The sequence below is a fragment of the Leptolyngbya sp. ST-U4 genome (assembly GCF_039962215.1).
In the GTDB taxonomy this organism is placed as follows: domain Bacteria; phylum Cyanobacteriota; class Cyanobacteriia; order Elainellales; family Elainellaceae; genus Leptolyngbya_A.
The window spans coordinates 53,704-78,236 of record NZ_JAMPKZ010000018.1 but is presented as its reverse complement, the minus strand read 5'-3'; the positions used below and the strand labels follow the sequence as shown (position 1 = coordinate 78,236).

The following is a 24,533-nucleotide window of genomic DNA, read 5'->3' as shown; positions in this document are numbered from 1 at the left end:
AAATCGTGATACAGGGTTTACTCTAGCAAATTCCAGATCGAGCAATATACTGTCTAGCGATCGCCTGCACCTGACTGACGCTCGTTGATCGCTGAAATCGACAATGCTCCAGTGCCTGTTAGTTGGGGCAGGCGAGTACCACTCCGTTGTAGGCTTCCCAGTCCTGAGCAATCTCAAGCAAAAAGTTATCTTAGAGTTGTCGGAGTCAAAATAGCTGCAAATACGAAGTGGATAGTATGCCTTGTAGAGATACTTTCACCACCCGCCTCAATTCTTAACACATAGCCTAAGACTAACTCTTGAACTTTCATTAGTCTTAGACTAACATGCTGTTCCAGGAGGAGCAGCGATGAAATCAAGGCAAGGGACTGAGTTAGGGCGATCGATCAAGCCCATATTTATCAAGTTTGCTAAGCAGGATATTGGGCAAGGACGATACAGATCATCAAAAATAGCTATCCTCTTAATCTACCGGAAACTCATTCAAGCAGATCTAGATAAAGGCGATGTCCGAGAAAAAAGCTGGACGTAAACCTTCAATTGGACGTGGAGATAGCCGCTGGATACCTGCATCGCTTCTGCCTCTTGTTGACTTCCTGATTGCCGTAGAAGGGGTCCTTAACCCTTATCCCACCGCCCGATCGAAGAAGCGCAAAGATTACTCGGTTGAGGAACTAGAGGATTTGCTGAACTGGGTATCTGCCTTTTGGCTCTATGAATCAGAAACAATTGACCGACTGCTGCATTGGAAGTCACTTAAGGTTGAAGGAGAGGCAAAAGACTACTCGCTTTCAAGAATAACCCCACCCATTATCAACAATGACAATAACCCCACTATGAGCAAAATCATTACTGTCTTTAACCAGTCTGGTGGCGTCGGAAAAAGCACTTTAACAATGAACTTGGGTTATCATCTCGCACAACATGAGCACCGGGTTCTGCTGATCGACATGGACCCTCAAGCCAGCCTAACCGCTTTCATGGGTTTAGAACCGTTTGAGCTAAAAAAAACGATATATGAATCGGTAATGGCTTCTGAGCCACTTCCCATTCACACAGACATCTATGGTGTAGATCTTGCGCCTGCAAACATCAACCTGAGCGGTGCAGAGTTGGAACTGGTCGTAGCAGACATGCGGGACTACCGGCTTAAGGAAGCTCTGAGTGAAGCAGTCAATCAATATGACTATATTCTGATTGACTGTCCTCCTAGTCTTGGCATCTTGAGCTACATTAGCCTTGTTGCAGCAACTCACGTTCTCATTCCAATTCAAACTCACTACAAATCCCTGAAAGGCACTGAACTTTTACTTCGCACGATCGCTCGTGTCAAAGCTCGCCCCAATAAAAACCTAAAAATTGCTGGCGTTATTCCTACTATGCACGAAGCCAGAACAGTGCAGGGAGGCATGGCATTACAGTCCATTCAAGCATCCAGAATTGGAACGATTTTTCCGGCTGTTCCGCGCTCAGTGAGTTTTGCTGATGCCTCCCAGGAACATTTACCGCTGGCACTCCATAATCCTAAGCATCCGGCAGTTGCCTTATTTAATGAAATTGCTGGCAGCCTGGAGGCGCTTGTATGAAAAGACGTGCTAGCCAGCCTTACCAAATTAAAGGCGTCGATGCGCTGTTTGGTGAACCTGATCAACCTTCAATAGAAGACCGCTGCCTACCGATCGCTGAAATCACCCTGTTCAAACAACAGCCGCGCCGATACTTCGATCCCGAAAAACTTGACCAGCTTGTTGAATCTGTCAAACAGCACGGCATTCTAGAACCAATCCTGGTACGTCCTAAACAGGATGGCGGATATATTTTGGTTGCAGGAGAGCGTCGTTATAAAGCTGCAACCCTTGCTGGACTTACTGAAGTTCCTGTCGTCATCCGGAATTTTAGCGATGATGAAGCCTTTCAGGTCGCTCTGGTTGAAAATCTCCAGCGGGAAGACCTCAACCCAATAGAAGAAACTGAAGGCATCTTAGAGCTAATCGCGATTCGACTTAAAAAGGGAACAGATTATGTAGTTGGACTGCTGAATCAAGCAGCACACCCAGATCGCAATCCCGATTCTGTGGATAACGTTATCCACAGCGAGGAATGGCAGACCCTTCAGAAGGTATTTGATACCGTTGGACGCTTTACACCTGAAAGCTTTCGCACAAATCGCCTTCCCTTACTAAATTTGCCAACTGACGTTCTAACTGCCATTCGAGAAGGAAAGATTGCTTATACAAAAGCCAGAGCGATCGCACGGATTAAAGAAGAAGATCAACGTAGGAGACTGTTAGACTCTGCGATTAAGAAAGATTTGTCTTTGACCCAAATCAAGGAACAAATAGCAGCAATTTCTGAAACTAGGAGACAGCAAGCTGAAGAGGCTACCCCCAACCTGAAGACTCGTTTTGAAACAGTATATCAACAAGCTAGGAAATCGAAGGTTTGGAATAATCCTGGCAAGCAAAAAAAATTGGAGACAGTTTTGAAAACTTTAGAGGAATTGATACATGAAGAAGCCAGTAAGCATTAATGTCGCTCCAGATTTTGTGGATAACGTTATCCACAAGCCGGAATAGCAGCTTCCGCAAAAGATATTTGATATCGTATCAATCGTCTCCCCCCCTGAACGCAGAATACAAGTGGCAGCTTGAAGACAAAACGATTATCGCAATGGAAAAGCCTCTCACCCCCAATGCCCAGTCATCGCTTGAGCTGCTTCAAGGTGTCGTCGAACGAATCACTTATTATTTAACAGATATATTTAACAGAGCCAGGTTACACCGTAGCGCGGCTCAAAGCGCCTTGCATGAGTAAGCGAGTTACGATGGGTGGCAGTTTCGCTAACCTTCAGACAGGGCAGACCCTACAAATGCAGGGCGCTTGGCGAGAGCATCCCAAGTATGGTCCGCAATTCCAGGCTTTCTACCTCAATTTGAACTGGTATAACACACGGTAGAACGCCTTGCTCTCCCTGGCCATCGCATTGATGCGAGCGATATTCTTGCCCTCGCCATCGACATAGCAATCGATGGGAAACTGATCATGCAAGGCGGAACGGGCAACTTTCAGGGACAATTCCTCTGCTATGCCCCGCCATTTTTCTACACAAAACAGGGCTTAGACAACCGAGTTAAGCACCTGCTGAGCCAGGCCATCCCCGTTAATGTGCCGCGTGTAGAGCGTTGGATCGATCGCTTCATTGTCAGTACCGGGCTCCAGTTGTCCCTGCTGCAGCAGCAAGCAGTTGTCATGGCAGCCTCACATCGGGTGCTCATCCTTTCAGGAGGTCCAAGCACGGGCAAATCCTTTATCTGTAAGACGATCGTTGCGCTCCGGAAAGCGCTGGGCAGGACCATTACGCTCGCCTCTCCCATCAGCCGAGTTGCCCAGTGCCTGAGTGAAATGACTGGGCAGGAAGCTAAAACACTGCATCGCTTGCTGGAGATCGATCCTAAAATAATGAAATTTAAGCGAGATCAAGACAACCGATCCCAGCTGAAGCGATCGTGGTAGATAAGGCTTTGATCATGGATTTATTCTTAGCCAATTCGCTGTTTAAGGCAGTAGCACCCGATGCTCATCTCTTGATTGTGGGCGATACGGATCAGTGACCGAGCGTCGGTCCCCGTGCAAGGCTAAATGATTTGACTGCTTCTGGGCTCATGCCGATCGTCTGACTCACTCAGGTTTTTTGACAGACACAGCAGCCTGCGATCGTCATCAACGCTCACCGGATTAATCAAGGAGAACTGCCGCAGCTAAAACGGGTATGCAACAAGCCAAAATCTGACTGTCTCTGGTTCGTTGCTGAAAACCCAGAGTATGGCGTAGCTGGAACTCGAGATATTGTGACTCATTTTATCCAACAACTAGGATTCGATCCGACACGAGATGTCCAGGTGCTTCGCCTCATAAGGCGGGGAGAGATGGGCACCTACAACCTGAATCAGGTGTTATGACAGCTTATCAATCCACCCCATCCCAGTAAAGCAGAACTGGTGCGCGGTGCATCACGCTCAGCGTAGGCGATCGCATATTGCGATTGAAGAACGACCACAACCACGAAGTGTTTAACGGTGACTTAAGCATTATCAGCGCGATCGACACCGAGGAACAGGAATTATTAGTGCGGTTTGGGAAACGGGATATGACCCATGACTACGCCAACCTGGATGAAATAACCAGAGAAATTGGGGGAGCTATGTTTTTCCTATCAGATGCTAGATTTGCTCTTGCCATCAACTTCCCTTTCACTTACACTACGAATTACACTAACAATTGAATCTTACCTAAAACCCTTAGCCGTGCCGAGATCGCTGAATCTGAAGTGCTTAGAATGCAGTCGCCTAACTATTGAGCAGGCGATCGAACAGCATGGAGAGAGTGGGGATGGATGCTGGAATCCTGATGTTTGCCATCGGAGACGATCGCATTATCGAAATCGTCCAGATGTAAACGCGAAGCGACGGGGACAGAGAGCCGCTGAACAACAACTGAAGCAGCTCACGCAACTAGCGCAACTGGCTACAACTGATCAAGTGGATATCGTCCCAAAAACGCCGCCAGTGGCACTACTCTACCTGTATCGGGAGGATCGACCTAATGCTCACCTCCATGCGATCGCGATTAGCGTTTGGCAGGGCGATCAGAAGTTAGCAAGCATTCCCCCTAAGCACTGCATGGGCATGGCAAATCGTTATGTCAGGCAGTACCTCTTGGAAGTATTGGCAACGCTGGAAGAGAAGTACGGCATCCGAGAATTTGAACCCGAAATTTTAATGCACCCCAGAGAGTGCCCAATCGATCCTTGTCCATTGCGAGGGCTGTAGCAATGCCGCCAGAGGAGAGTCAGGAGAAGCCATTAATAGATACACTGTCTTTCCTGGTAGCGGCAGCAAAGGCTGATGCTGAAAGCGTGGAATTTCGGGAAATCTGGCAGGCGATCGATCAATTGCAGCAGGAAGAAATAAACTGGCAGCAGCTTCACCTGCTGGGGGATGTAATCCTTCAACTTGCCGAACGCTATGAGAATTATGCCAACCTGCTGCTGATCGATTGGGAAGAACGGCATGATCCTCTGGGTCCACCTATGCAGGAAGACCTACTCAATGGGTTGGTACAACGCACAATGTACCTTGACATCTCTGGTCTAACGAAGAAACCAACCCGGCGATCGAAGGGGAAGAAGCAGCCAGAGCCGGAAGACAATCCTTCGATCGCCCAGCCTGTTGAGAAAGAAAAGGTGCTGGCATTTGTCCAAGTACAGGAGGAATCGATTCAAACGAAAGCACAAGCATTGGCGGTGGCACACGATGAGAATGTGTTGGAATGGATTCGCTTAATCGAGAGCTGGATGCAGAGACACGTGCAGAAACAGGAGGGCATCGCGTTTTTAGAAATTCTTAGAGGTACTGGTCTACCAGTTGTTAAAGCATGGTTAGCACTATTGCTAGGGGAATTTGAGCTGTGCCAGCAGGGGAGTTTTTATAACGGTGCGTCTATCACCGTTCGCCTCGCCAAAGAAAAAATCTTATGAATGGACAAAATCCAAAAAATTAGCTCCTTCAACTGCTTTTATACCGATGCGTATTAGCGTGCTTTTACCTACCCCGTTATCGCCCAAGATGCCGAAAATTTCGCCCTGGTAAATTTGGAAGGTCATGAGATCATTAACAGATTGAGATTGCGCTGGATAAACTTTAACCAGATTTTGCATGTCGTAAATCAGCATGAGCAGACCGCGACTGAACGAAATTTGCAAACGCTAAAGAAAGTCTATTGGCTCCATTCGTCCCAAGTTGCCTTTGCCACCCTTGCAATGACTCCCTCACGGATCGTACCGCTTGCTCTAGAATCTGAAACAAAGACAGCGATCGCCAAATGTCGCCCATTTGGAAGCGTCACAATTCCCACATCATTGGTTGCAGCCGTCACTCCATCGACAGTTGCTGAAGTTCCTGTTTTGTGCGCTACAACGGTTCCCTCAGGCAACAGACCCTTAATCCGGTTTGGGCCTGTCGAGGTCTCCGTCATCCATTGTCGCAGTGAAGCTTGACTAGAATCTGAAAGCCCTCGCCCTTCATAGAAAGCACGTAATAAGTTAACGGCTGCATCTGGCGTTGCAGAGTTACGATACTGCAATGTGGTATCTTGCCCGAACTGAATCTCATTCTCTGTGTTCGCTACAACAATATCATTTACGCCAAGGCTGCTTAAATACTCCATGACACGCTGTGGCCCACCAACGAGTCGTAATAGCGCATCACAAGCCGTACTATCACTTTCAGAAACCATATACTGCAACAATTGGGATAAAAGGAATTCCCTTCCTTGTGAATTCTCCTCCAGAATCCGACTCTCTTGAACGACATCGCTTACTTCAATCCGGATCTTCTGGTCTAGTTTCAGGTTTTCTTGATCGACTTGAGCTAGAACCGCCATTGCAATCGGAAACTTGTAAACGCTCTGCATCGGAAATTGCTGATCACCATTGAAAGTGACTGATTCCCCAGTTTCTAGTACTGTGGCTGTAACTCCAACTCGTCCTTGAGCAACCTGAGAGATTTGTTCAATGCGATCGCGTAATTCATTGTTGCGATCGATGTTAGATGTTGTGATTTCGATTGGCGTACTAGTTTGACTATTTGAATCTGCTTTCCCGTTATAGGAATTAACACTTGTACAACTGACAGTGAGTAAAACAGTCAGACCAAACAAGAAAAATGAGCGAAGCGAGGCTTTTTTCATCCCTTGAATCATAAACTTCAATCTGGGGCGATGAGCCGTTAGAACTACACTCACTAGTTCTGAAATTTCGGAAAAAGTTCTTCTAATTTTCTGGCTGTCAACTAACTTCACATGCATTAAATATCTCTATCTAAAAGCAGATGCCTGTGCATATTGAGTCAGAATGTGCTCGAAGAGTTTATGGCTTGCCAATTGCTCAATGCGTTGATTGGAATGACTGCAAGCTGTAGTAGAGACACGCTGCACTACCAGCGATGTAAACCATCCAGGTTCCAAAAAAGCCAATCGCTCTTTTCGGTGAGGGCCCGTAGGTTTCAAGCACTCCCCACGCATGGAAAATGCGCGACACAATCAATGTTGCCCCCAGTAACCAGAGCAAGGCAGTAGACGCTTGCATGAACTCTAAGGCAATCAGAAATAACAAACCAAGCGGTACATATTCGATGAAATTTCCGTGCGCCCGAATCGTTCGTTGCAATACGCCATTATCGGATTCCTTGGTTGCAATGGTTTGTTGTGTCAGCTTCTCGATCAAGGCTGCCCAGGCATTGGGTTGTTTCAGGTAATCGGGTTGCGAGGCAATGTCTCCAGTGGTTGCCCCATGCCAAACACGAGTTCGGATGCGTTCCATTACAACTTGGTAGGACAGCCCTAAAGCCAGTAATCCATGGCAGCCAATAAAGAAAGTTGAGATCGGAATTAAAACAGACATCGAATTACAACAATCATCGAATTACAACAATCATCACAATGCTGAAATGAGCTTACTGACTTTGAGCGATCACTGTCTTTTAGATTCTTGCGGAGGTGATCGGATGACGAGATGATGGAATGAAATTTCCTTCCCCTGCCGATGAGCCTACTGCAAGAGTTTCTGTTTGACCCGACCGATCGTAAGATCCCTCTGGATCAACCTCCGTTGGAGAACCTGCCGCAATGGGGGCACTGGATCGAAACCCCAGAGTACATGGTGGCGATTGTTCCACCCGGTCATCTGGAGGTGAATTTGTGCTCTCCCCTCAATCTTGTAGCCACCAGTTTTGGGTTGACTCAGGGTGTTGCGGCTTTCGATAGCGCTCGCCTCAAACCTTACAAGGCAACACCGGGAGGGTTTGACATTGTGCCTCAAGGCAGTACCTATCGTTCGGTGGAAGATGCGTCTTGCTTCGTGGTGTTTGGCTATTCCCAGGCGTTTCTATCCCATAGTGTGGCAGAGGGAGAAACTGTGGAGTTACTGCCAGGACAAATTTTCAAAACTCATTGGGGACTGAGTGCAGCGATCGCCATCCAGGAGTTTTTTGACAATGGGCAGCTGGGTGGTGCGTTCTACCTGGAATCCGTTGTGACAGCAGTCCTCGGACAAATTATCTATCAGCGATCGACCCTTTCTCAACGCTTCAAACGTCCACCAGAATTCCTGGAACCCCAGTTGTTAAAGAATGTCCTGGACTACATTCGAGCGAACGTTTCACAGTCGTTAAATTTGAGCGATATTGCAACCATAATTGGATTGAGTCCCTATCACTTTGCCAGAGCCTTTAAAGCCACAACCGGAATCCCTCCTTATCAGTACGTGCTGCAATGCCGGGTGGAATTGGCTCAACAACTTTTGCAGGATAAGAGGCAATCGCTGGCTGAAGTCGCCATAGAAGCTGGATTTGGCAACCAGAGTCACATGACGACCGTGTTCCGGCATGTATTGCAGACGACACCCAAGCAGTACCGTGAGGAGAAAGGCTTGCCAGGAAATTGTATTTCGATAGGATAAGGGCAGTAACGTTTTCTGAAGTGGTGGCAGATGACGGAGCAACCTTCCCTTTTCCTCAAGAAGGAGTGGCAGGATATTACGGTTGAGTATGGTCTGCTCGAAAGTGTAGGCGACTTTGAGTTTGCCATGCCTAAACACGCGATTAGTGTGGCATTTATCCCGCACGATCGCGTTACCTGGTCTGTTGATGGCAAAAAACAAACCACTGCTCTGCCTGCGGGGAGTGCGTTTTTGTATGGCGATCGCGAGTTTGTCTGGCATCACCGGGAGAAGGCAAGTGAGTATGTCACTCTTTACCTTGATCCAGATTATCTGAAACAGACGGCGGTAGAAAATGAATTGCCTGCAGAAACGCAGTTGAGCCATCGAGTGATTTTTCCTGATCCCACCATTACTCAAGTTGCTCACTGGTTCAAGGGTGAACTGCTGAATGAAGGATTAGGCGGAAACCTTTTTGCCCAATCGCTGAAAAATTTGCTGACGGTTCATCTGTTACGCAACTATTGTGAATCCGGAATGCTACAGAAGAAGCTCGTTGTTCCGGGTCGTGCGCTTGATGCTGTAAAGCTGAAGCAGATTCAAGATTACATTGAGGAGCATTTGGAAGAAGACATTGCGATCGAAGACATGGCAGCTTTAGTTCCGATGAGCCAGTTTCATTTTGCCCGTGCCTTCAAAGCTGCAATAGGGGAAACTCCGCACAAGTATTTAATTCAACGCCGAATGGAACGTGCCAAAGTTTTATTGACGGTGACTCAGCTAGCGATCGCAGAAATTGCCTATCGAGTAGGGTTTTCCAATCAAAGCCACTTTACCACTCATTTCCGCAAAGCAACCGGGGTGACACCAAAAGATTATCGCTTGCAGTGCAGTTAGTTAGGGACGATTGCCGGATTCCCAAGTCCAGGTCATTTTCATTCGGTTTACTCGCCAGCCTTGAGGAGTTCGGATTAAGCCATGTTCGTAAACGCCACCCAATGTCCAAGTTCCTTTTGTGGTATCTAAATAAACATGGTGGGCTTGAAAGTTGGAAAGACAGGTTGCGGTATCTCCTGTGCTTGTGACAACATGACTTCCAATCAAATGCTGCGTGACTTTGAAAGTTTGTGAGAAGAAAGTTTCCCAGCCCTTGACTAAATCCTCTGCAGTGATGGTTGACGGTTCTCCACCCGTTAGAGAGGTGTAATCGGTTTCAACCCGATCGCTAAATGCATCTCGGCAGGCTTCCCAGTTTCGGAGATCAGCCATGATGGCAATTTGATTGACGGCATTGATGATGGCATCTCGATCAGTAGTTGAGGTCATCATTTGATCATTTGAAGGTTGAGCCGTTGCAACTTTATTAGAGAGAAGTGTGGAGGCAATTACACTACTTCCAATCAGCAACCATTGGCGGCGTTTGTTCTTGAGCATGGCTTTTTTCTTTAAATGAACGAGAGTTGACGTGGTACAAATTTTCACAATCACTTTACTGGACTAAGCGATCGGGCAACGGCTTGAGGGAATAGACCCTCCAGAAGAAAGCATCTGCCTGGTGCTGATCGGTTAAGAAATTTTGTGCCTCAACAATTTTGCCATTCTCAATTTTGAACATGAGCGTGAATAGCTGATCGACTTGAGTACCACCATCTTCAACATTGCTCCATCCTCGGTGGATGTCTACAACATAATTCCCTTGTGCTTGGAAAAAGATGGGATCAGCTTTGAAATTGCCCTTTGCAAGTTGGGTAAAAAATGCAATCACTTCATCTGCACCATGCTTCTCGCCTGCTAAAGGATGATGACCAGGAATACGCCAGGTAATATTGGGAGCGAAGAAGGTTTTAAGGGCTTTCAGATCGCTTTCTGCATAGGCAGCATAGTAATCCTGAATCAGTTGAACATTAGCTTGTTCCTGGCTGGTAGGTATGTTGTTGGCGATCGCAGGTTGTTCTGATTTCCAACTCATCATGAAGGCGATCGTTAATACAAAAGCAAAGAGCGCAATCAAATATTTTTTCATGGGAGTTCAGTGAGTTTTAGTTGGAGGTTGTATAGCCACCATCGATAGCGATGTTCTGTCCGGTGATAAATCCAGCGGCATCAGAGCAGAGCCAAACAACCGTTTCCGCAATATCCTGGGGTTGTCCAACGCGCTGCATCGGAATACCCGCTGCCACCTGTTCCAGCATTCCGGCAGGCGCGTTCGCCCATAGCTCCGTTTCAACTGCACCCGGACTGACCGCATTAATCCGAATTCCCTCTGCCGCATATTCGGCCGCCGCCGCACGGGTTAATGCTGCTGCTCCTCCCTTCGCTGCTCCATAAGCGCTATAGTTGGGAACACCCAGGATTGCCCCTTGAGATGCGATATTCACGATCGCCCCTTTACCAGACTTCAGCATCGCAGGAATTTGATATTTCAAGCAGAGCCACACGGATTTGAGATTGACTGTAATTTCCTGTTCCCACTCGTCTTCGGTCAAATCGATCAATCGAATCCCTTTACCGGAACCTGCATTATTGAAGGCAGCATCAAGACGACCATATTTTTCTAAAGTGCGATCGACTAGAGCTTGTACCTCTTTTGCTTGAGTGACATCCGTTTGTACAAAGATTGCCTCTCCGCCAGCTTCCACAATTTGTTTGACGGTTGCTTCTCCTTCATTGACTCGTCGTGCCGCAATCACCACTTTTGCGCCTTCTCTGGCGAAGGCAATGGCAGTTGCTCGACCAATTCCTGAACTTCCGCCCGTCACAATGACCACTTTCCCATCCATGCGTCCACTCATTTTGTTTGCTCCAAATAATGTGTAATGACTGTTGAATATTTCAAACTGACTAATGCTGTACTGATGTGAGATGGGGCAATGTTGCCTGGAAATGACTTACTAATGCATCGACAGCGGTTGCAACTTGAGGATCGCGATCGTAGAAATCAAGATGTTGTCCTTCCGTCCAAACTAACTGCTTTTCGCCACTCAACGAAGCATAGAATTCGCGGGCATTGTCCGGCAGAGCAGAACCATCGCTGTGAACCATCAGCGTTGGAGTTGTAATTTGGGGCGCGATCGCCATTGCATCAAATCCCTGCCATTCGTGCCAGGACATCACCGCAAAAAGATTTGTCCACTCTGGAGTCACACCCCGATCCGTACTGGCGTAATAACTAACATCGCCAAACATGGCTGCACTGCGATCGCCTTGAGAATAAGCCGGAACATAAGCCACCTTGCCCGTGCGGTCGTATTGTTCACGGGCAGCCCGCCCGATTTCCATCCGATGCTGCACCGTTTCTTCCCCAAATAATGCGTTGAGCGAATCCATGTCATGTAACCATGCGGCAACGGTTGCAAAGGATTTGAAGCTTGAATCTTCTGCAACGGTTTGTGCCATGTAGCCTGCGCTGGCACAGATGCCCAACCCACCAATGCGATCGCCATCAATCACAGGTAAGGTTTGCAAGAACGCAACCGCATTCTTGATATCTTGAACTTTAGCCGCAGGTGATTCGTATTGGCGAGGAGTACCACCGCTCTCACCCCAGTAGCGAAAATCAAACGTGAAAGTCGCAAATCCGCGATCGGCGAGCCGTTGAGCATAGACCGCAGGCATTTGTTCTTTTACCGTCGTCCAGGCACCTGTCACAACAATCACGGGAAGTTTGTCTCCGGACTGGTAGGAAGCTGGCAGGTACAAGTTACCCACCATCCGTTCGCCCTCGCTTTGAAAGATAACCTGATTGAGTCCGGGTTGGAAGGATGCAGGCAGTTCAGCCATCATCTGTGTAGACTCGCGTGCGAGGAAATCAAAATTGACTGTCTCTGACAGAGCGACAGGGAGAGAAGTAAAGGAAACGATCGCGATTGTGCCAGTTGCAATCAGGGATTGGATAACGTTCATAGTTCCTTTCTCGATTTGAGTTGGGTTTCAATAACTCAAGATTAGAAAAAGCCCCCTTAAACTTGAAGCCCGATTCTTGCGCTGTTTTATCAATATTTTGCGGTTACACTGCTGATGCATGCCCGATCCCATTTAGAGTTAAAGCATGTTGCCCTGAAATAAACCTGCTGCCGAATTACTTGGGTTCCCAGTAGTTTTCTTTAGGGTTATCGTCATACTGCTCCATTGCTGTCTTGACCTCTGGAATATGACGATATGCCCACTCCCCCAAGATCGCCAACGGTTCTACCAGCGATTCTCCTAATGGAGTCAACGAGTAATCGACCCGTGGCGGAACGGTGGGATAAATTTCTCGCTCGATCAATCCACATCGCTCCAGGTTCCGCAAATTTTGAATCAGCATCTTGGGAGATACGCCAACAATCTGCTGCTTGAGTTCGCTATATCGCTTTTTCCCCTGCGTCAGGGCATACACAATCAACACTGTCCACTTATTAGCAATGTGTTCGAGCATTTGATGCCCTGCACAGTTGGTGTCGAACAGGTTCATGTTAGCGATGCGATCGAGCGCAGGCTGCGGCAAGTAATTCAATTGGATAGCGTCAGAATTCGGGTTGATCACCATGTTTACCAAAAAGTAACTAATGCACTTTGCCGTTAATCCTTTCGGGCAGCAATGTCTCAATGGTACTCATGGAATATGAGTTCTGAGGTCAATTGCAATGCAAGCCCAAATTATTACCCAGTTCGGTAGCCCCGCTGTTTTTGAAACAACCGATGTCCCAGCTCCTCAAGTCCTACCCCATCATGTATTGATTCGGGTCATGGCAACCAGCGTGAATCCAGTGGACTACAAAATTCGTCAGGGTGCAGTTCCAGACATTGCCCCTGATTTTCCTGCTGTATTGCATGGAGATGTTGCCGGAGTGGTGGAAACAATCGGTGAGGGAGTCACCATCTTTAAACCCGGAGATGAAGTGTATGCCTGTGCAGGCGGCGTGAAAGGGTTGGGGGGTGCATTGGCGGAGTATATGCTGGCAGATGTAGATCAAGTGGCTCACAAGCCCAAGTCGCTCACGATGGCAGAAGCTGCCGCTCTACCCCTCGTTTCAATCACTGCCTGGGAAGGGCTAATCGATCGCGCCAAAGTTCAACCTGGACAACGGGTTCTGGTTTATGGAGCAACAGGCGGTGTAGGGCATATTGGGGTACAACTGGCGAAGTCAGCAGGAGCGACAGTTTATGCCCTGGTATCGAGTGAAGAGAAAGGAGCGATCGCCCGTAAACTAGGAGCTGATTTCACCATCAACTACCATCAGCAGCCTGTTGAAGAGTTTGTGGCAGAACACACCAATGAGCAAGGATTTGACATAGTTTTCGACACAGTAGGAAATGACAATTTGCAAAACGCATTCAAAGCTGCAAAGCTGAATGGAACAGTGGTGTCAATTGTTTCTCTGTCTCAGCAAGACTTAACCCTGCTACATGCAAAAGGACTGACGCTGCATCTGGTCTTTATGTTGATTCCACTGTTGCATAGTGTGGGGCGATCGCGGCATAGAGAGATTCTGACCCAACTGGCTCAGTTAGTCGATGCCGGACAGGTACAACCGCTACTCGATAGTCAGGTGTTCAAGTTTTCTGAAGTAGCAGCAGCACACCAACGGGCTGAGTCGGGGCAGGCGATCGGGAAAGTGGTGTTACAACGAGAGTAATGGGTGTTTAGGATAATGCTCGTAAAGCGTGGATATGTTGATGCACAAGATATCGTTGTTGCTCTGCTGAAAACTGCTCAGGGCTGATCACAACTCCAGCGATGAATATGATCCGCAAAGGACAAGTGAATGGTATTGACAAAGGGGATATTGCATCTCAGGCCAGATTTATCGAAGCACTCTTGGGCGTAACTGCTTAAGACGATGACCTTAATAGGTATCGTTTGTCTTTAAAAAGTTTTTGCGATACAACCCAAAAAACAAAATCTGATTGTGGACTGCCGTTGATCACTGTAGAAAAGGGATTCTAGGTTGGGTGTTGGGCGACCCTAGTGCTGAAACATTCCGCCCGTTCTGGACGATCGTGGTGAGCTGGCCGTGCTCCTTCTATGTCACTGCTAGTTGGTCTGTTTATCCAGGATTTATTCCAGAGGGCGACCAGATGGCGAGCAAGACCTACATAACCCAAGTTAAAGGAGAAAATACACGCTTACGACACTATCTTGCTCGGTTACATCGCAAGACATTGTGCTATTCCAAATCCGTGGAGATGCTGCAGCACTCGATTCGGTTGTTACTGCACTACCTCCAATTTGGTGATGTACCTATCCCTCAGCGAATCATATTCCTATTCAGCAACGCCAGATTTTCTTGTGCATTAGGATAACGGGCAAAGCACTTTTCCTTAGGGGACAGCTGCACTATGCTGCTTCATCAATTGTTGTACTGCTTTTAGCAAATCCTGATGGACTGTAGTTGAACTTGCCATAATCAATCCTGGACGCTGGTAGTTGCAGCAGGTATGGAGCGGTGGCAGCGCAGTTCCCTCCAGCGTTGTGACTATTCCTCCCGCTTCTTGCACCAAAAATGCGAGTGCCGCACCGTCAATCCAGTTTCCGGCACGGGTGATTGCCCCTGAAAGTTCACCCGTCAGCAGTCCGTTGATCAAGGGAATTTGCGCGTCCTTGGAGTAATCCTGTGTTACGTCGATCGCCCTATAGCCTTCTAAATGGGGAGCAATTGCACCCATCGCAATGCCAAAAAAGACTGCTCGATCTGCGTCTCCAAGCATCAGGCGATCGCAGTTGTCGAGGTCTGTCTCTAAATTTCCTTTCCAGCAGCCTTTCCCTCGTACTGCATAGTGGTAAATGTTTTGTGCCGGAGTTACAGCGATGACCGCTTCGTATTCGTCCGCATTCAGAATGCTCAGAATAATCTGATAGTTTTGGTGTCCATCTAGATAAAAGCGCGTACCGTCGATTGGGTCAAGCGTTACCAGGTAATCCCCCATTTCACCTAGATCGATCGCCCGAAAATAGCGGGTGTTATAAGACCGCTCGTGCTCCTCACCGTAAAAGCGAATATTAGGAAATGTGCTTAGGATTGCGACTTCGATCAACGTTTGAATGGATAAATCTGCGTCACTTAGGGCAGCAGCCAGGAAGTTGTCACTGTCCTTTTTAGGATGCGCCACAATTTGTGACTGAATCTGACGGGCGTAGGCAGCCGCAACGCGCAAATGGGGCAGGAGCGTGGCAAGAATTGATCGCGGAGTGGGGGTAGGCAGCATGAGGGTTGAAAGGCTTTCAATAAGGAGGGAGCTTCAAGCACTATTTCGACTTTCGCTTTGAATGGGGCGGCGTGCGGTGTTCGCCAAAGTATTTTTCACTGCGGTAGCGCAACCACACTCGCAACTCCTGCGGGATCTTGTCCTTTTGCTCTTTTGTCAGCGTGTTGTATAGAGCCAAGGCCCGTTCTCGCTCTCCGCGACAGGCATGATTGTTATGGGCATCCCAATAACAACGGGCAACGCGAATGCGCCGACATACTTCCTTGATCAGCGCCTCTCCTTGAAGTGGCTGTTCCTGCTTTGCCATACTATGGTCCAAAACGTCCTTCAATCGATCCTAGCTCACTCGGTTACAGGGCAACTTCAACGGTCATTCCGGCTCTCCGTAGCCGTTCTGCTAGGACATCCCCTAACCCTGTTGCGGGTGTGAGAATCCCACCTCGGCTCTTACCGTCCGGTAGCTCATCGGTTTGCACTGCCAAGCTCAAAGCAGACTCGCAGACGAACTTGACTGTAGCACGATTGCCCGGATCACCTTGGTCCCGAATCAGTCCGCGTACCTTGCGCCCCTCTTGAGCAGTGCCAATCAGCTCACAGGAGAACCAGCCTTCGTTCATCGTTTGCTCTGAAGGTCCGCTGCCCGGCTGCGGCAGGATGGGCTGTACCAGTGACCTAGCTTGCGGCTGTTGCAGAATGCCTGTCAGGAGGGCAAGTCCCGCTGTTGCGCCGGTTGCCTTCAGCCATGCCAAAGGTTCCTCAAACTTGAGATACTCCTGATAGGTAAAATCAGCTCCGTAGGGTTGCTGCCACCCGGCATACAGGGCACTACTGCGGCGCACAATGCGAGTGTTGACCGGAGCCATGAAGAAGGGAGCGACCCAGGTGTTGAGGTCGGGATCAAATGCAGGAATCCGTGGGTCACGATTGCGCTGCGCAGCACTTCCCCCTTGGGGGAAACCGATCTGAGCTTGCGAAGGGGGAGGGCTTGGGTTCAGCAAGAAGGGGTTGCTCATTTGGGTAGTTCCGTGGGAGTCGTAAAGGTTGAAGGCAGATGCCAGCGTCCCTCCATTAAAGCCGCCCACCGCCTGAAAATAGGCGTTCACCCGCTGAGTGGACATCCCCAACTGCTGCATGGACCGAACAACCAGATAAGTTCCCAGGTCAGACGGAACCGAATCAAAGCCACAGCAGGGAATAATGCGCGTTCCATCAGCGGCAGCTTGAGCATGATAGCGATCGATCAAGCGTCTGACCCAGGGTGTTTCCCCTGTAATATCGACATAATGAGTTTTGAAGCGAACACAAGCATCCACGAGGGTATTGCCATAAAGGGCAAAAGGTCCGGCAGTAGTCAGTAACACTCGCGTCTGGGCAACAATTGCATCGATCGCCTGCTGATCCTGGCTATCAGCAACCAACACATCCACAGCTATTCCCACTTCCTCCCGAACCGCTTCTAGTTTTAGGCGGTTGCGTCCGGCAATTGCCCAGCGGACCTGTTGCGGATCAACACAGCGAGCAAAGTACTGCACCGTTTGTTTACCAACAAAACCACTGGCACCGTAGAGGACAATATCGTAGAAACGATCAGGCATGGCATTCACGTTCCTGATTACAGGACTACATTGGCAACTGTAGCTGAGTTGCCTGGCTTTCTTCGACCTGGGGTAGAAATTGAGGTTTCAGGTGGCGAAAGGTCAGGTTATAGCGGGGGGTGGAGCGGGGAATTGCTTGATGGAGCAGTTTAGTGTTAATTCGAATCACTAATCCATCAGTGAGATGGTGCTGTAGCTCGCCCTGCTCGTAATCGCGCTCAAAATACAGCGCTTCGCCCAGGTTGATCATGACCGCTATCCCTTCAAAGTGTCCGTGGTCGCGATGCCAGTGAATGGTTGTATCGCCGCCGCAGACCAGTAGACTGTGCCAGCCCGGCAGCAATCGCTCTCCCAGCGACCGAATGCGCTCTCCGGGGTCATCCGTCCGCAGCAATCTGGCACGTCCTTTGGCAATCGATTGCAAGTTTGAGGCAACGCCAAAGCATTTGACCGATCGGTTGGGAGCGTAGCGGCTCTGAATGGCAGTTGGCGACAGGGAAAGCGATTGCACCCACTCCCAGAGTTCGACTAGGTTTTCTCCGCTCATCCGTCCAATGATTTCCATCCTGCCGAACCTTCCCAGCCATCATTCTGTCTTCCAGGATAGAGGACTCTGAGGTCACGCAGTGTAGTACGCCAATCACGAGCGGCCGACTAAATTCGCCTATGATGAGTCTCTAGAATACCTGTCTCATTAGGCGATCACAATTCACATGGCAACTTATCTCATTACAGGTGCAAGTCGAGGTATCGGCTACGAATACTGCCGTCAACTACAAGCACGGGGAGAAGCAGTAATTGCAGTGTGTCGTACTGCCTCTCAGGAATTGCAGCAGCTTGGGGTACAGGTTGAGGATGGCATTGATATTACCTCCAATGATTCGATCACAAATTTACGAAATCGTCTGGGAGATACTGCGATCGATGTCTTAGTCAACAATGCAGGCATTCTCAAGCGGGTAACGCTGGAAGATTTAGACTTTGACAGCATTCGTGAACAGTTTGAGGTGAATGCTCTGGGTGCGCTACGGGTCACTCACACCTTGCTGCCCAACCTCAGAACAGGCTCCAAGATCGTGTTGATGACGAGCCGGATGGGGTCGATTGGCGACAATACCTCTGGCAGTTCTTACGGCTACCGGATGTCAAAAGTGGCACTGTCGATGGCGGGGAAGTCGTTAGCGCACGATCTGAAGCCCCGAGGAATTACTGTCGCGATTCTGCATCCGGGCTTGGTGCAAACGCGCATGACGAACTTTACGAAAGGTGGCATCACCCCAGAGGAATCGGTGCAAGGGTTACTGGCTCGCATCGATGAGTTGACCTTGGAGAATACAGGCACGTTCTGGCACGCCAACGGAGCAGTGTTGCCCTGGTAATTATGGAGCAGAACTGTACTAGACTCATCAGTAGGCCTGAAAGACAGGCACGATCGGGTTGAGATTGAGCTTGAGATTGAGCGACTCAAACCGCCTGAAACCTATCGCACCAAACCCAAATTGCGGCTCAAATGATTCGAGAGCTATAGGCGATGGAATTTCGATTTGAACTGGTGTTGGGCAATAGTGACTCCTCTTTTTTTCTACATAGAGTGACTGAAGAGTGACTAACAAGGCTTCCAGAACCAGGACTTACACCGGGTAGACAAAGCCGAGCAATGCTTCAGCGCACTTGCGACACTGCCTTTTCGAAGCGCAAAAAGGCAATCGGCTCGGAGACTCAACTTTTGCCGGATGCTAGTCCTTGCATTGTGCGAGACCGTTAAGTAACGTCCACGATAGCCTCCTTCGCCTCACGATAAAGGTCAGCATCTATGTTGAATCAATCGTCTTCTGCCAATTTTACTCAGTCCTCGTTCTTCGCCTCGTCCGCTCCATCGCTATCAAAACCTCTACGCGATAGCAACAATTCATTCAATACTGCTAAGTTTTTGGGCAGGATCAAAGCTAATGCCTCTTCAGCCAGAGTTCGCTTTAGCGGCATACTCGATCGCAGCGATCAAGTGGATTTTTTTAGAGTCGATGTTGCGCCAGGTGCCTCATTCTCGACTGCAACTACCAGTGGTAGGGTCGAAGGGGGCAGGATCAGAATTAATTCCTACTATTCCCTGCCTGGACAGTCTCCTGTCAAATATTTATCAGTCGTCTTTCGCCCTGACTCCTACTCCCAGGAAGCAAGCGTTCCTTTGTTTAATAACTTTGACTCCACGGTTCAGGTTTATGCCGAGGTTCAAAGTTTGAGCAGGAATAGAACTATCAGGTATAGTGCTCGATCTCTATTTAGATAAGTACTGATTAGATAAGTACTGAAATCTGCTGCCAGAAGGTGGCGATGCTCCTGCTAGTGCGGTTGGTGCAGGTTGGAAAACAAGTGAGCTGCGTCGCACAAGTGTGCGGATTGTCCAAACAACAGGCATTTCAGGCAGTCGATCGTACCTTTGACCGTTACAATCTGGCAACTGAAGTTAAGCAGTGCTATCCATTTCAAATTTCAGGTGGCATGGCACGGCGCGTACTCGTATCTACCGCTGTTGTCAGCCAGGCTGATTTGTTGATTGCCGATGAACCCACTTCTAGACTACATCCTGATGTTATTAAGGAAACCCTGAACCACCTGCGAGAACTGGCAGATGAAGGCAAGGGAGTTATCCTGATTACCCACGATATTGAAGCAGCATTGCAAGTGGCGGATCAGGTTGCCGTTTTCTATGCTGGGACAACCGTTGAAATTACCGCAGCAACCGACTTTTCCAATGGCACTATTCGCCATCCCTATACCAGGCTTTGTGGCGATCGCTCCCTCAAAATGAGTTCATTCCTGTCCCTGGTTGCCAACCGAGTCCCGATGCATTACCCAACGGGTGTTTATTTAGCGATCGCTGTCCTTGGGTGACAGAGGTGTGTCAGGTTGAGCGTCCTTCATTTCGGCAGGTGCACGGTGCGCCAGTCAGATGTATTCATGCGGAGGAACACCATGTTAGTCGGTAAGCAGCTTAGGTTTCGCTATAGTCCCAGACATCCCTAGATTCCGCGCGATTTTAGTTTGGTGATTGCGCCCGGTGAAAGGGTTGGGCTGATGGGTCCCTCTGGCTTTGGCAAAACAACACTGGGAAAACTGTTGGCAGGCTATCTCACACCCACCGCTGGAACCGTAACAGTGAACAGTCAACTATTACCTCTACGGGGCTACTCCCCAGTACAGCTAATCTTTCAAAACCCAGAATTAGCAGTCAATCCACGCTGGCGTGTTCGTCAGATTCTCCAGGAAGGACACCTGCCGGCACCTGAGTTATTGGATAGATTAGGAATCCATAAAAACTGGCTCGATCGCTATCCTCATGAGTTGAGTGGGGGTGAGCTTCAACGCATTGCCGTTGCCCGAGTTCTCAACCCAGCCACTCATTACTTAATTGCCGATGAAATGACTGCCATGCTGGATGCCAATACCCAGGCACTCATCTGGCAAGCTGTTCTCTCTTATACGCGCACTCACGAGATTGGATTATTGGTGATCAGCCATGAATTCGCCTTGCTGAAACGATTGTGTGATCGCATCATTGATGTGGCTGACTATCACACAGATCAATCCAGTGAGATATCAACCCTGGCACGTTACTAAACAAGTGCTCAAGAGCTATGAACGATCGCCAACTGGGTCAGCAACGTACGTGAAATCGGGTTCAGAGTTCCAAGGACCGCGATCATCCTGATCATTCTGTCCATTGGTTGACAGGTTGTAGTAAAGAGCCACAGTTTCATCGGGCTGAACATTGCCAAACATCGGATCAGTCAATTTGCCCAAAGAATCCAACGCCTTCATGAACATTTGAGTGTGAGAGATTTCACGGGTTAGTAGGTGAACCAGTGTCTTTTCAGTGTCTTTATCGGGTGCAAGCTTGATCAAGGATTCGTAAGTTTGGCGTGCTCCTGCTTCAGCGGCAATATTAGCTCGTAAATCACGCACGACATCGCCGCCTTCATTCAAATAGTTCGCTGTCCAGGCATTGCCCTGGCTATCTAGAAAGTGGGGACCCATACCCCGTACTGCGAACAATGAACTCTTGTAAGCATCCGTTTGGTCAACGTTTTTGGTATGCGCTTCGATCAGCTTGCCAACCATCTCTAAATGTCCGAACTCCTCCAACGCAATGTCTTGCAACATATCCCGGATGCCAGCATCTTCCACATGAAACGACTGCACCCAATACTGCAATGCGGCAGACAGCTCACCCGTTGCACCACCAAACTGCTCTAACAAAAGTTGAGCAAACCGAGGATTTGCCTCACCAATTTTTACAGCATGAATTGGCTCTTTTTTATGAAAAAACATAGATAAATCCCTTGTAATTGAGTAATGGTCTTAAACGCTTTGTACCATGCCCTTCTATCTGCGCTATCTTTTAGCTTTTATCCCTCATCCTTTAGAGCGAAGTTTTTTCAGGCGATCGCTAAGCGGACTGAGTGAGGCAAGCAATCACTTGAATCAATCTCTCTGGTTCGATTGGTTTCGAGACATGCTGTTGAAATCCAGCTTGCAGGGCTTGTTGCTGGTTGAAGTCGCCTGTGTAGGCAGTGACTGCAATCGCCCGAACTTGTCCGCCTTGCTCTGATGGCAGTGCTTTCACCTGTTGCAACAGCATATAGCCATCCCTATCTGGCATCCCAATGTCACTCAGCAGCACTATTGGCTTAGCTTGAATGAGCATAGTTAGTGCTTCATTAGCGGTCGTTGTGGTAAGTACAGTTGCATCCGCTTGCTACAACACAAACGCCACAAACTCTCGTGAATCTGCTTCATCATCGACGACCCAGACTTGAATCCCATTCAAGTCATAAGATGGCTCTGACGATCGACTATTGTGATCGGCGATCGCCTGAATAGGTATGAGTGGCAGCCTGACGGTAAAAGTTGTGCCCCTTCCGATTCCCAGGACTTTCGACTGCGACCGTTCCTCCATGCAATTCGACTAAATGCCGTACGATCGCCAGTCCTAATCCCAGTCCACCAATCTGCATCTTTAAGAGAGTGCTGTCTAGATTGCACTTGCTACAGGAGGGTGAGCTGTTCCGCTTGAGACTTGGAAGGGGATTTTCGTGCACCTGATGGTTTAGAAGGACGAGCGGCTCCAACAAACCAAGTTCGCAACATTTGCGCTTGGCTCTCGTCCAGTTCAGCTAAATTAAGCGCCGTTGGAAACAAGGCTCGATCGGCTAATCCTGCCCAACTCACGTCACACTGAACCCGATCGCTGCCAAACGGAAGGAAGCTTTCTGGCAAAGGCGCAAGGTAAGGCACAAGGTTACCCTGTTGAATTAACTCCTGCCGTTGCCGATCGAGTTGCTGTACTCGTTTTGCTCTGGCTTGCCTATAGTCGAGAATCGGTGCAGGATACCCCTTTGTTGACGGTGGAGTTCCAAGCTGTTGCGGCGAGAGATGCCGCAGTTCGGGTACCCAGCGTTTAATAAACTGTCCTTGGGGGTCAAATCGATCGACTGCGGCTTGCCCTGGGTTGTAGATGCGCGTCCAGGACTGGTCAATTGCGGCTGTAATCCCGGCTTGCATGGCCCACTGATAATGGTCGATCGGGCAATCCCCATCAATGAGATGCCGCATGAAGTGCAGCGCCCCATAGCGCCAGTCCATCCCCAACAGGTTACTCAAGAAGCTGGCATAACAGGCACGGGTGCGAAAGTTAAAGGCCTGCCAACCTCCAGTTGCAATTAAACAACGAGCGGCTGCATCAATAATCGGAAATCCAGTCTGTCCCTGTTGCCAGGCTTGGTACAGGTCTTCATCGAACTCAAAGCCTTCTTCATCAAAATGACGATAGAGGGATCGCACTTCGAGTTGCGGCAGGTAGCGAAAGCGTTGGGCAAAACCACTGTTCCATCTCAGGCGAGCAATAAACTGCTTACGGCTGCGCTGCACTCGCTCATCGAGCACGGTCTTGAGGGTTTGGGCAGCGTGATAGCACTGTCGCAATGAGATGACACCGAATTTGATGTGAGGACTTAATCCACTGGTGGCAGCAGCACTGGGATAGGACAACTGCCAATAGTAGCGCTGCGTTTTCTCCTCCAGGAAGCGATCGAGCAGTTGGTAAGCAGCCTGGGTTCCAGCCGGAGGCAGGGGCTTGCCATCATCGTGGAGCTTGAGGTCAGCCAGCGTGGGTAACGATGTACTCAACACCTCTGACGGGACTTCGATTCGTTGGGGAGTTGGGACGATCGCCTCACGCATCTGGTCGTACCACAACTGACGATACTGCCTCGTTGTCATGAGGTCAGGAGTTGTACCGGATGGCTCAAACCAGCGAATCTTAAGATCTTGCTCTGTGAGAATGCGATTGAGTCGAGCATCCCGGACCCGACCATACAATCGCTCGAAGTCAAGATGAGCATAGATGCCATCAGCTTTCGTCTCCCGAATCAGTTGCGGCAAGACGGTGAGCGGATCACCCAAGCGGAGGATCAGGCGTCCCCCGCGCTCCTGCAAGTCAGCATCCAGCGATTGCAGTGACTTCAACAGAAAGGCAACGCGAGCAGGGGCGGTTTCAGGATGGTGCAATAGGGCAGGATCAAAGACAAAGACGGGAACAACCGCTCCTCGACGTGCCGCTCGATCGAGGGGAGCATGGTCAGAGATGCGGAGGTCACGGCGGAACCAGACGATCGTGCAGTTGCTCACAACCCTTCCTTGAAGTACGCTTGCTCTAGCCTAGCAAAGAAACTTTGAGCGCTGGGCAGTGGCAGTTCAGTCCACCAATGCAGAGCAGTCTGTTAATCAAAGCCTTCAAGAATTTGTGCAAAGCTAAGCAAGCTTTTCTGGATACGCATCGAGTGGGGGAAGAGGGCGATCGGATGCTGCAGCAAAGATTGTTGTTTCTAGGGCGGCGCGGCTCTAAAGCAGAACACCTGACACGATCGCGGGCGGATGAGATTTTAGGGGAAGCTTGCGATCGAGTGGGGCTAGAGGGAGTTTTGACGCACTCGTTTCAACGTACCTATGTTACAAAGCTGCGCGATAAGGGGTATTCGCCTGCTTAGATTCAGAAGCTGACGGGGCATCGACGGTGGGAGAATTTGATGCACTATTTCGATCGGGTTTAATTGCTGCTTGAATGACCCAAATGAAGGCGGAGCGGAAGTGAAAATCCTCTTCTATAGATTCTTAAAACTCCTCAATCCGTTCTCTAGACTTTTTCTATAGCATCACAGCGTAATCAATTAGTCATTTCCCAGCAGCGTCGTATCCTT

Annotated in this window: 28 protein-coding genes and 2 pseudogenes; 14 read left to right on the top strand and 16 right to left on the bottom strand. The window is 49.0% G+C overall.

The annotated features are described in order from the left end of the window. Positions 1 to 836: 836 nt before the first annotated feature. From NDA02_RS20770 to NDA02_RS20745, 6 genes are all read left to right on the top strand, one after another. Positions 837 to 1,586, top strand: a complete 750-nt coding sequence (locus tag NDA02_RS20770; protein ID WP_348255760.1) for a ParA family protein — start codon at positions 837 to 839, stop codon at positions 1,584 to 1,586. Beyond that, positions 1,583 to 2,530, top strand: coding sequence for a ParB/RepB/Spo0J family partition protein (locus NDA02_RS20765; protein ID WP_190791870.1), 948 nt, complete (start codon positions 1,583 to 1,585; stop codon positions 2,528 to 2,530). Before NDA02_RS20770 ends, NDA02_RS20765 begins: the two co-directional genes overlap by 4 nt. A gap of 512 nt (positions 2,531 to 3,042) precedes the next feature. Beyond that, positions 3,043 to 3,513, top strand: coding sequence for an AAA family ATPase (locus NDA02_RS20760; RefSeq protein ID WP_190791871.1), 471 nt, complete (start codon positions 3,043 to 3,045; stop codon positions 3,511 to 3,513). A 496-nt stretch (positions 3,514 to 4,009) separates the two neighbouring features. Beyond that, entirely contained in the window at positions 4,010 to 4,282 is a 273-nt protein-coding gene (locus NDA02_RS20755; RefSeq protein WP_347277869.1) for a hypothetical protein, read from the top strand. A gap of 22 nt (positions 4,283 to 4,304) precedes the next feature. Next, the gene (locus NDA02_RS20750) at positions 4,305 to 4,829 is read left to right on the top strand and encodes a hypothetical protein (RefSeq protein WP_190791874.1); all 525 of its coding nucleotides are present in this window, start codon (positions 4,305 to 4,307) and stop codon (positions 4,827 to 4,829) included. Positions 4,830 to 4,831: 2 nt separating this feature from the next. Further along, entirely contained in the window at positions 4,832 to 5,536 is a 705-nt protein-coding gene (locus tag NDA02_RS20745; protein ID WP_348255751.1) for a hypothetical protein, read from the top strand. Here NDA02_RS20745 and NDA02_RS20740 read toward each other — a convergent pair. The 3 genes from NDA02_RS20740 to NDA02_RS20730 all read right to left on the bottom strand — a co-directional run bounded on the left by NDA02_RS20740 (position 5,531) and on the right by NDA02_RS20730 (position 7,459). Further along, positions 5,531 to 5,731: an ATP-binding cassette domain-containing protein gene (locus NDA02_RS20740; RefSeq protein ID WP_190792291.1), complete on the bottom strand. Its 201-nt coding sequence runs from the start codon at positions 5,729 to 5,731 to the stop codon at positions 5,531 to 5,533. The two genes, NDA02_RS20745 and NDA02_RS20740, sit on opposite strands and share 6 nt — an antisense overlap. Positions 5,732 to 5,775: 44 nt before the next feature. Continuing rightward, a complete protein-coding gene (gene bla / locus NDA02_RS20735) occupies positions 5,776 to 6,864 on the bottom strand; it encodes a class A beta-lactamase (protein ID WP_348255749.1) in 1,089 nt (362 codons plus the stop codon). 79 nt (positions 6,865 to 6,943) lie between these two features. Further along, positions 6,944 to 7,459, bottom strand: a complete 516-nt coding sequence (locus NDA02_RS20730) for an MAPEG family protein (RefSeq protein WP_190792289.1) — start codon at positions 7,457 to 7,459, stop codon at positions 6,944 to 6,946. 141 nt (positions 7,460 to 7,600) lie between these two features. On the opposite strand from NDA02_RS20730, the gene NDA02_RS20725 reads away from it, so the two are divergent. Both NDA02_RS20725 and NDA02_RS20720 read left to right on the top strand, forming a co-directional pair. Beyond that, entirely contained in the window at positions 7,601 to 8,515 is a 915-nt protein-coding gene (locus NDA02_RS20725; protein ID WP_348255748.1) for an AraC family transcriptional regulator, read from the top strand. A gap of 30 nt (positions 8,516 to 8,545) precedes the next feature. Continuing rightward, positions 8,546 to 9,391 carry an AraC family transcriptional regulator gene (locus NDA02_RS20720; protein ID WP_348255746.1) on the top strand — a complete coding sequence of 282 codons (846 nt, stop codon included), beginning with the start codon at positions 8,546 to 8,548 and terminating at the stop codon, positions 9,389 to 9,391. On the opposite strand, the gene NDA02_RS20715 is transcribed toward NDA02_RS20720, so the two are convergent. From NDA02_RS20715 to NDA02_RS20695, 5 genes are all read right to left on the bottom strand, one after another. Then, entirely contained in the window at positions 9,392 to 9,928 is a 537-nt protein-coding gene (locus NDA02_RS20715) for a nuclear transport factor 2 family protein (RefSeq protein WP_190792286.1), read from the bottom strand. It abuts the gene before it with no gap. Between the two features lie 55 nt (positions 9,929 to 9,983). After that, positions 9,984 to 10,517 carry a nuclear transport factor 2 family protein gene (locus NDA02_RS20710; RefSeq protein ID WP_199296589.1) on the bottom strand — a complete coding sequence of 178 codons (534 nt, stop codon included), beginning with the start codon at positions 10,515 to 10,517 and terminating at the stop codon, positions 9,984 to 9,986. 16 nt (positions 10,518 to 10,533) lie between these two features. Continuing rightward, positions 10,534 to 11,286 (bottom strand): glucose 1-dehydrogenase, encoded by a 753-nt coding sequence (locus tag NDA02_RS20705; RefSeq protein ID WP_190792285.1) that lies wholly within the window; start codon positions 11,284 to 11,286, stop codon positions 10,534 to 10,536. Positions 11,287 to 11,335: 49 nt separating this feature from the next. Beyond that, positions 11,336 to 12,397 (bottom strand): alpha/beta hydrolase, encoded by a 1,062-nt coding sequence (locus tag NDA02_RS20700; RefSeq protein ID WP_242067370.1) that lies wholly within the window; start codon positions 12,395 to 12,397, stop codon positions 11,336 to 11,338. A gap of 175 nt (positions 12,398 to 12,572) precedes the next feature. Next, positions 12,573 to 13,022: a winged helix-turn-helix transcriptional regulator gene (locus NDA02_RS20695; protein ID WP_190792284.1), complete on the bottom strand. Its 450-nt coding sequence runs from the start codon at positions 13,020 to 13,022 to the stop codon at positions 12,573 to 12,575. A gap of 97 nt (positions 13,023 to 13,119) precedes the next feature. Here NDA02_RS20695 and NDA02_RS20690 point away from each other — a divergent pair, with 97 nt between their 5' ends. Further along, positions 13,120 to 14,112 carry a zinc-dependent alcohol dehydrogenase family protein gene (locus NDA02_RS20690; RefSeq protein WP_190792283.1) on the top strand — a complete coding sequence of 331 codons (993 nt, stop codon included), beginning with the start codon at positions 13,120 to 13,122 and terminating at the stop codon, positions 14,110 to 14,112. 256 nt (positions 14,113 to 14,368) lie between these two features. Then, positions 14,369 to 14,779: pseudogene (locus NDA02_RS20685) on the top strand (IS1 family transposase); the annotation flags it as partial. 18 nt (positions 14,780 to 14,797) lie between these two features. Here the strand turns inward: NDA02_RS20685 and NDA02_RS20680 are convergent. The 4 genes from NDA02_RS20680 to NDA02_RS20665 are packed head-to-tail and all read right to left on the bottom strand — an operon-like array spanning position 14,798 to position 17,842. Further along, positions 14,798 to 15,682: an inositol monophosphatase family protein gene (locus NDA02_RS20680; RefSeq protein ID WP_190789626.1), complete on the bottom strand. Its 885-nt coding sequence runs from the start codon at positions 15,680 to 15,682 to the stop codon at positions 14,798 to 14,800. A gap of 40 nt (positions 15,683 to 15,722) precedes the next feature. Continuing rightward, the gene (locus tag NDA02_RS20675; RefSeq protein WP_190789627.1) at positions 15,723 to 15,989 is read right to left on the bottom strand and encodes a Precorrin-3B methylase; all 267 of its coding nucleotides are present in this window, start codon (positions 15,987 to 15,989) and stop codon (positions 15,723 to 15,725) included. A gap of 43 nt (positions 15,990 to 16,032) precedes the next feature. Then, a complete protein-coding gene (locus tag NDA02_RS20670; RefSeq protein WP_190789625.1) occupies positions 16,033 to 17,277 on the bottom strand; it encodes a saccharopine dehydrogenase NADP-binding domain-containing protein in 1,245 nt (414 codons plus the stop codon). A gap of 25 nt (positions 17,278 to 17,302) precedes the next feature. Next, positions 17,303 to 17,842, bottom strand: coding sequence for a hypothetical protein (locus tag NDA02_RS20665; RefSeq protein WP_190789624.1), 540 nt, complete (start codon positions 17,840 to 17,842; stop codon positions 17,303 to 17,305). 148 nt (positions 17,843 to 17,990) lie between these two features. Between NDA02_RS20665 and NDA02_RS20660 the strand changes: the two genes are divergently transcribed. From NDA02_RS20660 to NDA02_RS20650, 3 genes and pseudogenes are all read left to right on the top strand, one after another. Then, the gene (locus NDA02_RS20660; protein WP_190791891.1) at positions 17,991 to 18,656 is read left to right on the top strand and encodes an SDR family oxidoreductase; all 666 of its coding nucleotides are present in this window, start codon (positions 17,991 to 17,993) and stop codon (positions 18,654 to 18,656) included. Between the two features lie 970 nt (positions 18,657 to 19,626). Then, positions 19,627 to 20,264 (top strand): annotated as a pseudogene (locus tag NDA02_RS20655) (oligopeptide/dipeptide ABC transporter ATP-binding protein); the annotation flags it as partial. A 37-nt stretch (positions 20,265 to 20,301) separates the two neighbouring features. Beyond that, positions 20,302 to 20,895: an ATP-binding cassette domain-containing protein gene (locus NDA02_RS20650; RefSeq protein WP_348249202.1), complete on the top strand. Its 594-nt coding sequence runs from the start codon at positions 20,302 to 20,304 to the stop codon at positions 20,893 to 20,895. A gap of 15 nt (positions 20,896 to 20,910) precedes the next feature. Here the strand turns inward: NDA02_RS20650 and NDA02_RS20645 are convergent, their stop codons facing one another. The 4 genes from NDA02_RS20645 to NDA02_RS20630 all read right to left on the bottom strand — a co-directional run bounded on the left by NDA02_RS20645 (position 20,911) and on the right by NDA02_RS20630 (position 23,964). Then, complete coding sequence (locus tag NDA02_RS20645; RefSeq protein ID WP_348249194.1) at positions 20,911 to 21,606, bottom strand: manganese catalase family protein; 696 nt, start codon at positions 21,604 to 21,606, stop codon at positions 20,911 to 20,913. A gap of 118 nt (positions 21,607 to 21,724) precedes the next feature. Continuing rightward, positions 21,725 to 21,982: a response regulator gene (locus NDA02_RS20640; RefSeq protein ID WP_348255743.1), complete on the bottom strand. Its 258-nt coding sequence runs from the start codon at positions 21,980 to 21,982 to the stop codon at positions 21,725 to 21,727. Between the two features lie 51 nt (positions 21,983 to 22,033). Beyond that, positions 22,034 to 22,234 (bottom strand): hypothetical protein, encoded by a 201-nt coding sequence (locus NDA02_RS20635; RefSeq protein WP_348255741.1) that lies wholly within the window; start codon positions 22,232 to 22,234, stop codon positions 22,034 to 22,036. An 89-nt stretch (positions 22,235 to 22,323) separates the two neighbouring features. After that, positions 22,324 to 23,964: a deoxyribodipyrimidine photo-lyase gene (locus NDA02_RS20630; protein ID WP_348255739.1), complete on the bottom strand. Its 1,641-nt coding sequence runs from the start codon at positions 23,962 to 23,964 to the stop codon at positions 22,324 to 22,326. A 77-nt stretch (positions 23,965 to 24,041) separates the two neighbouring features. Here NDA02_RS20630 and NDA02_RS20625 point away from each other — a divergent pair, with 77 nt between their 5' ends. Continuing rightward, the gene (locus NDA02_RS20625) at positions 24,042 to 24,323 is read left to right on the top strand and encodes a hypothetical protein (protein WP_348255737.1); all 282 of its coding nucleotides are present in this window, start codon (positions 24,042 to 24,044) and stop codon (positions 24,321 to 24,323) included. Positions 24,324 to 24,533 lie beyond the last annotated feature (210 nt).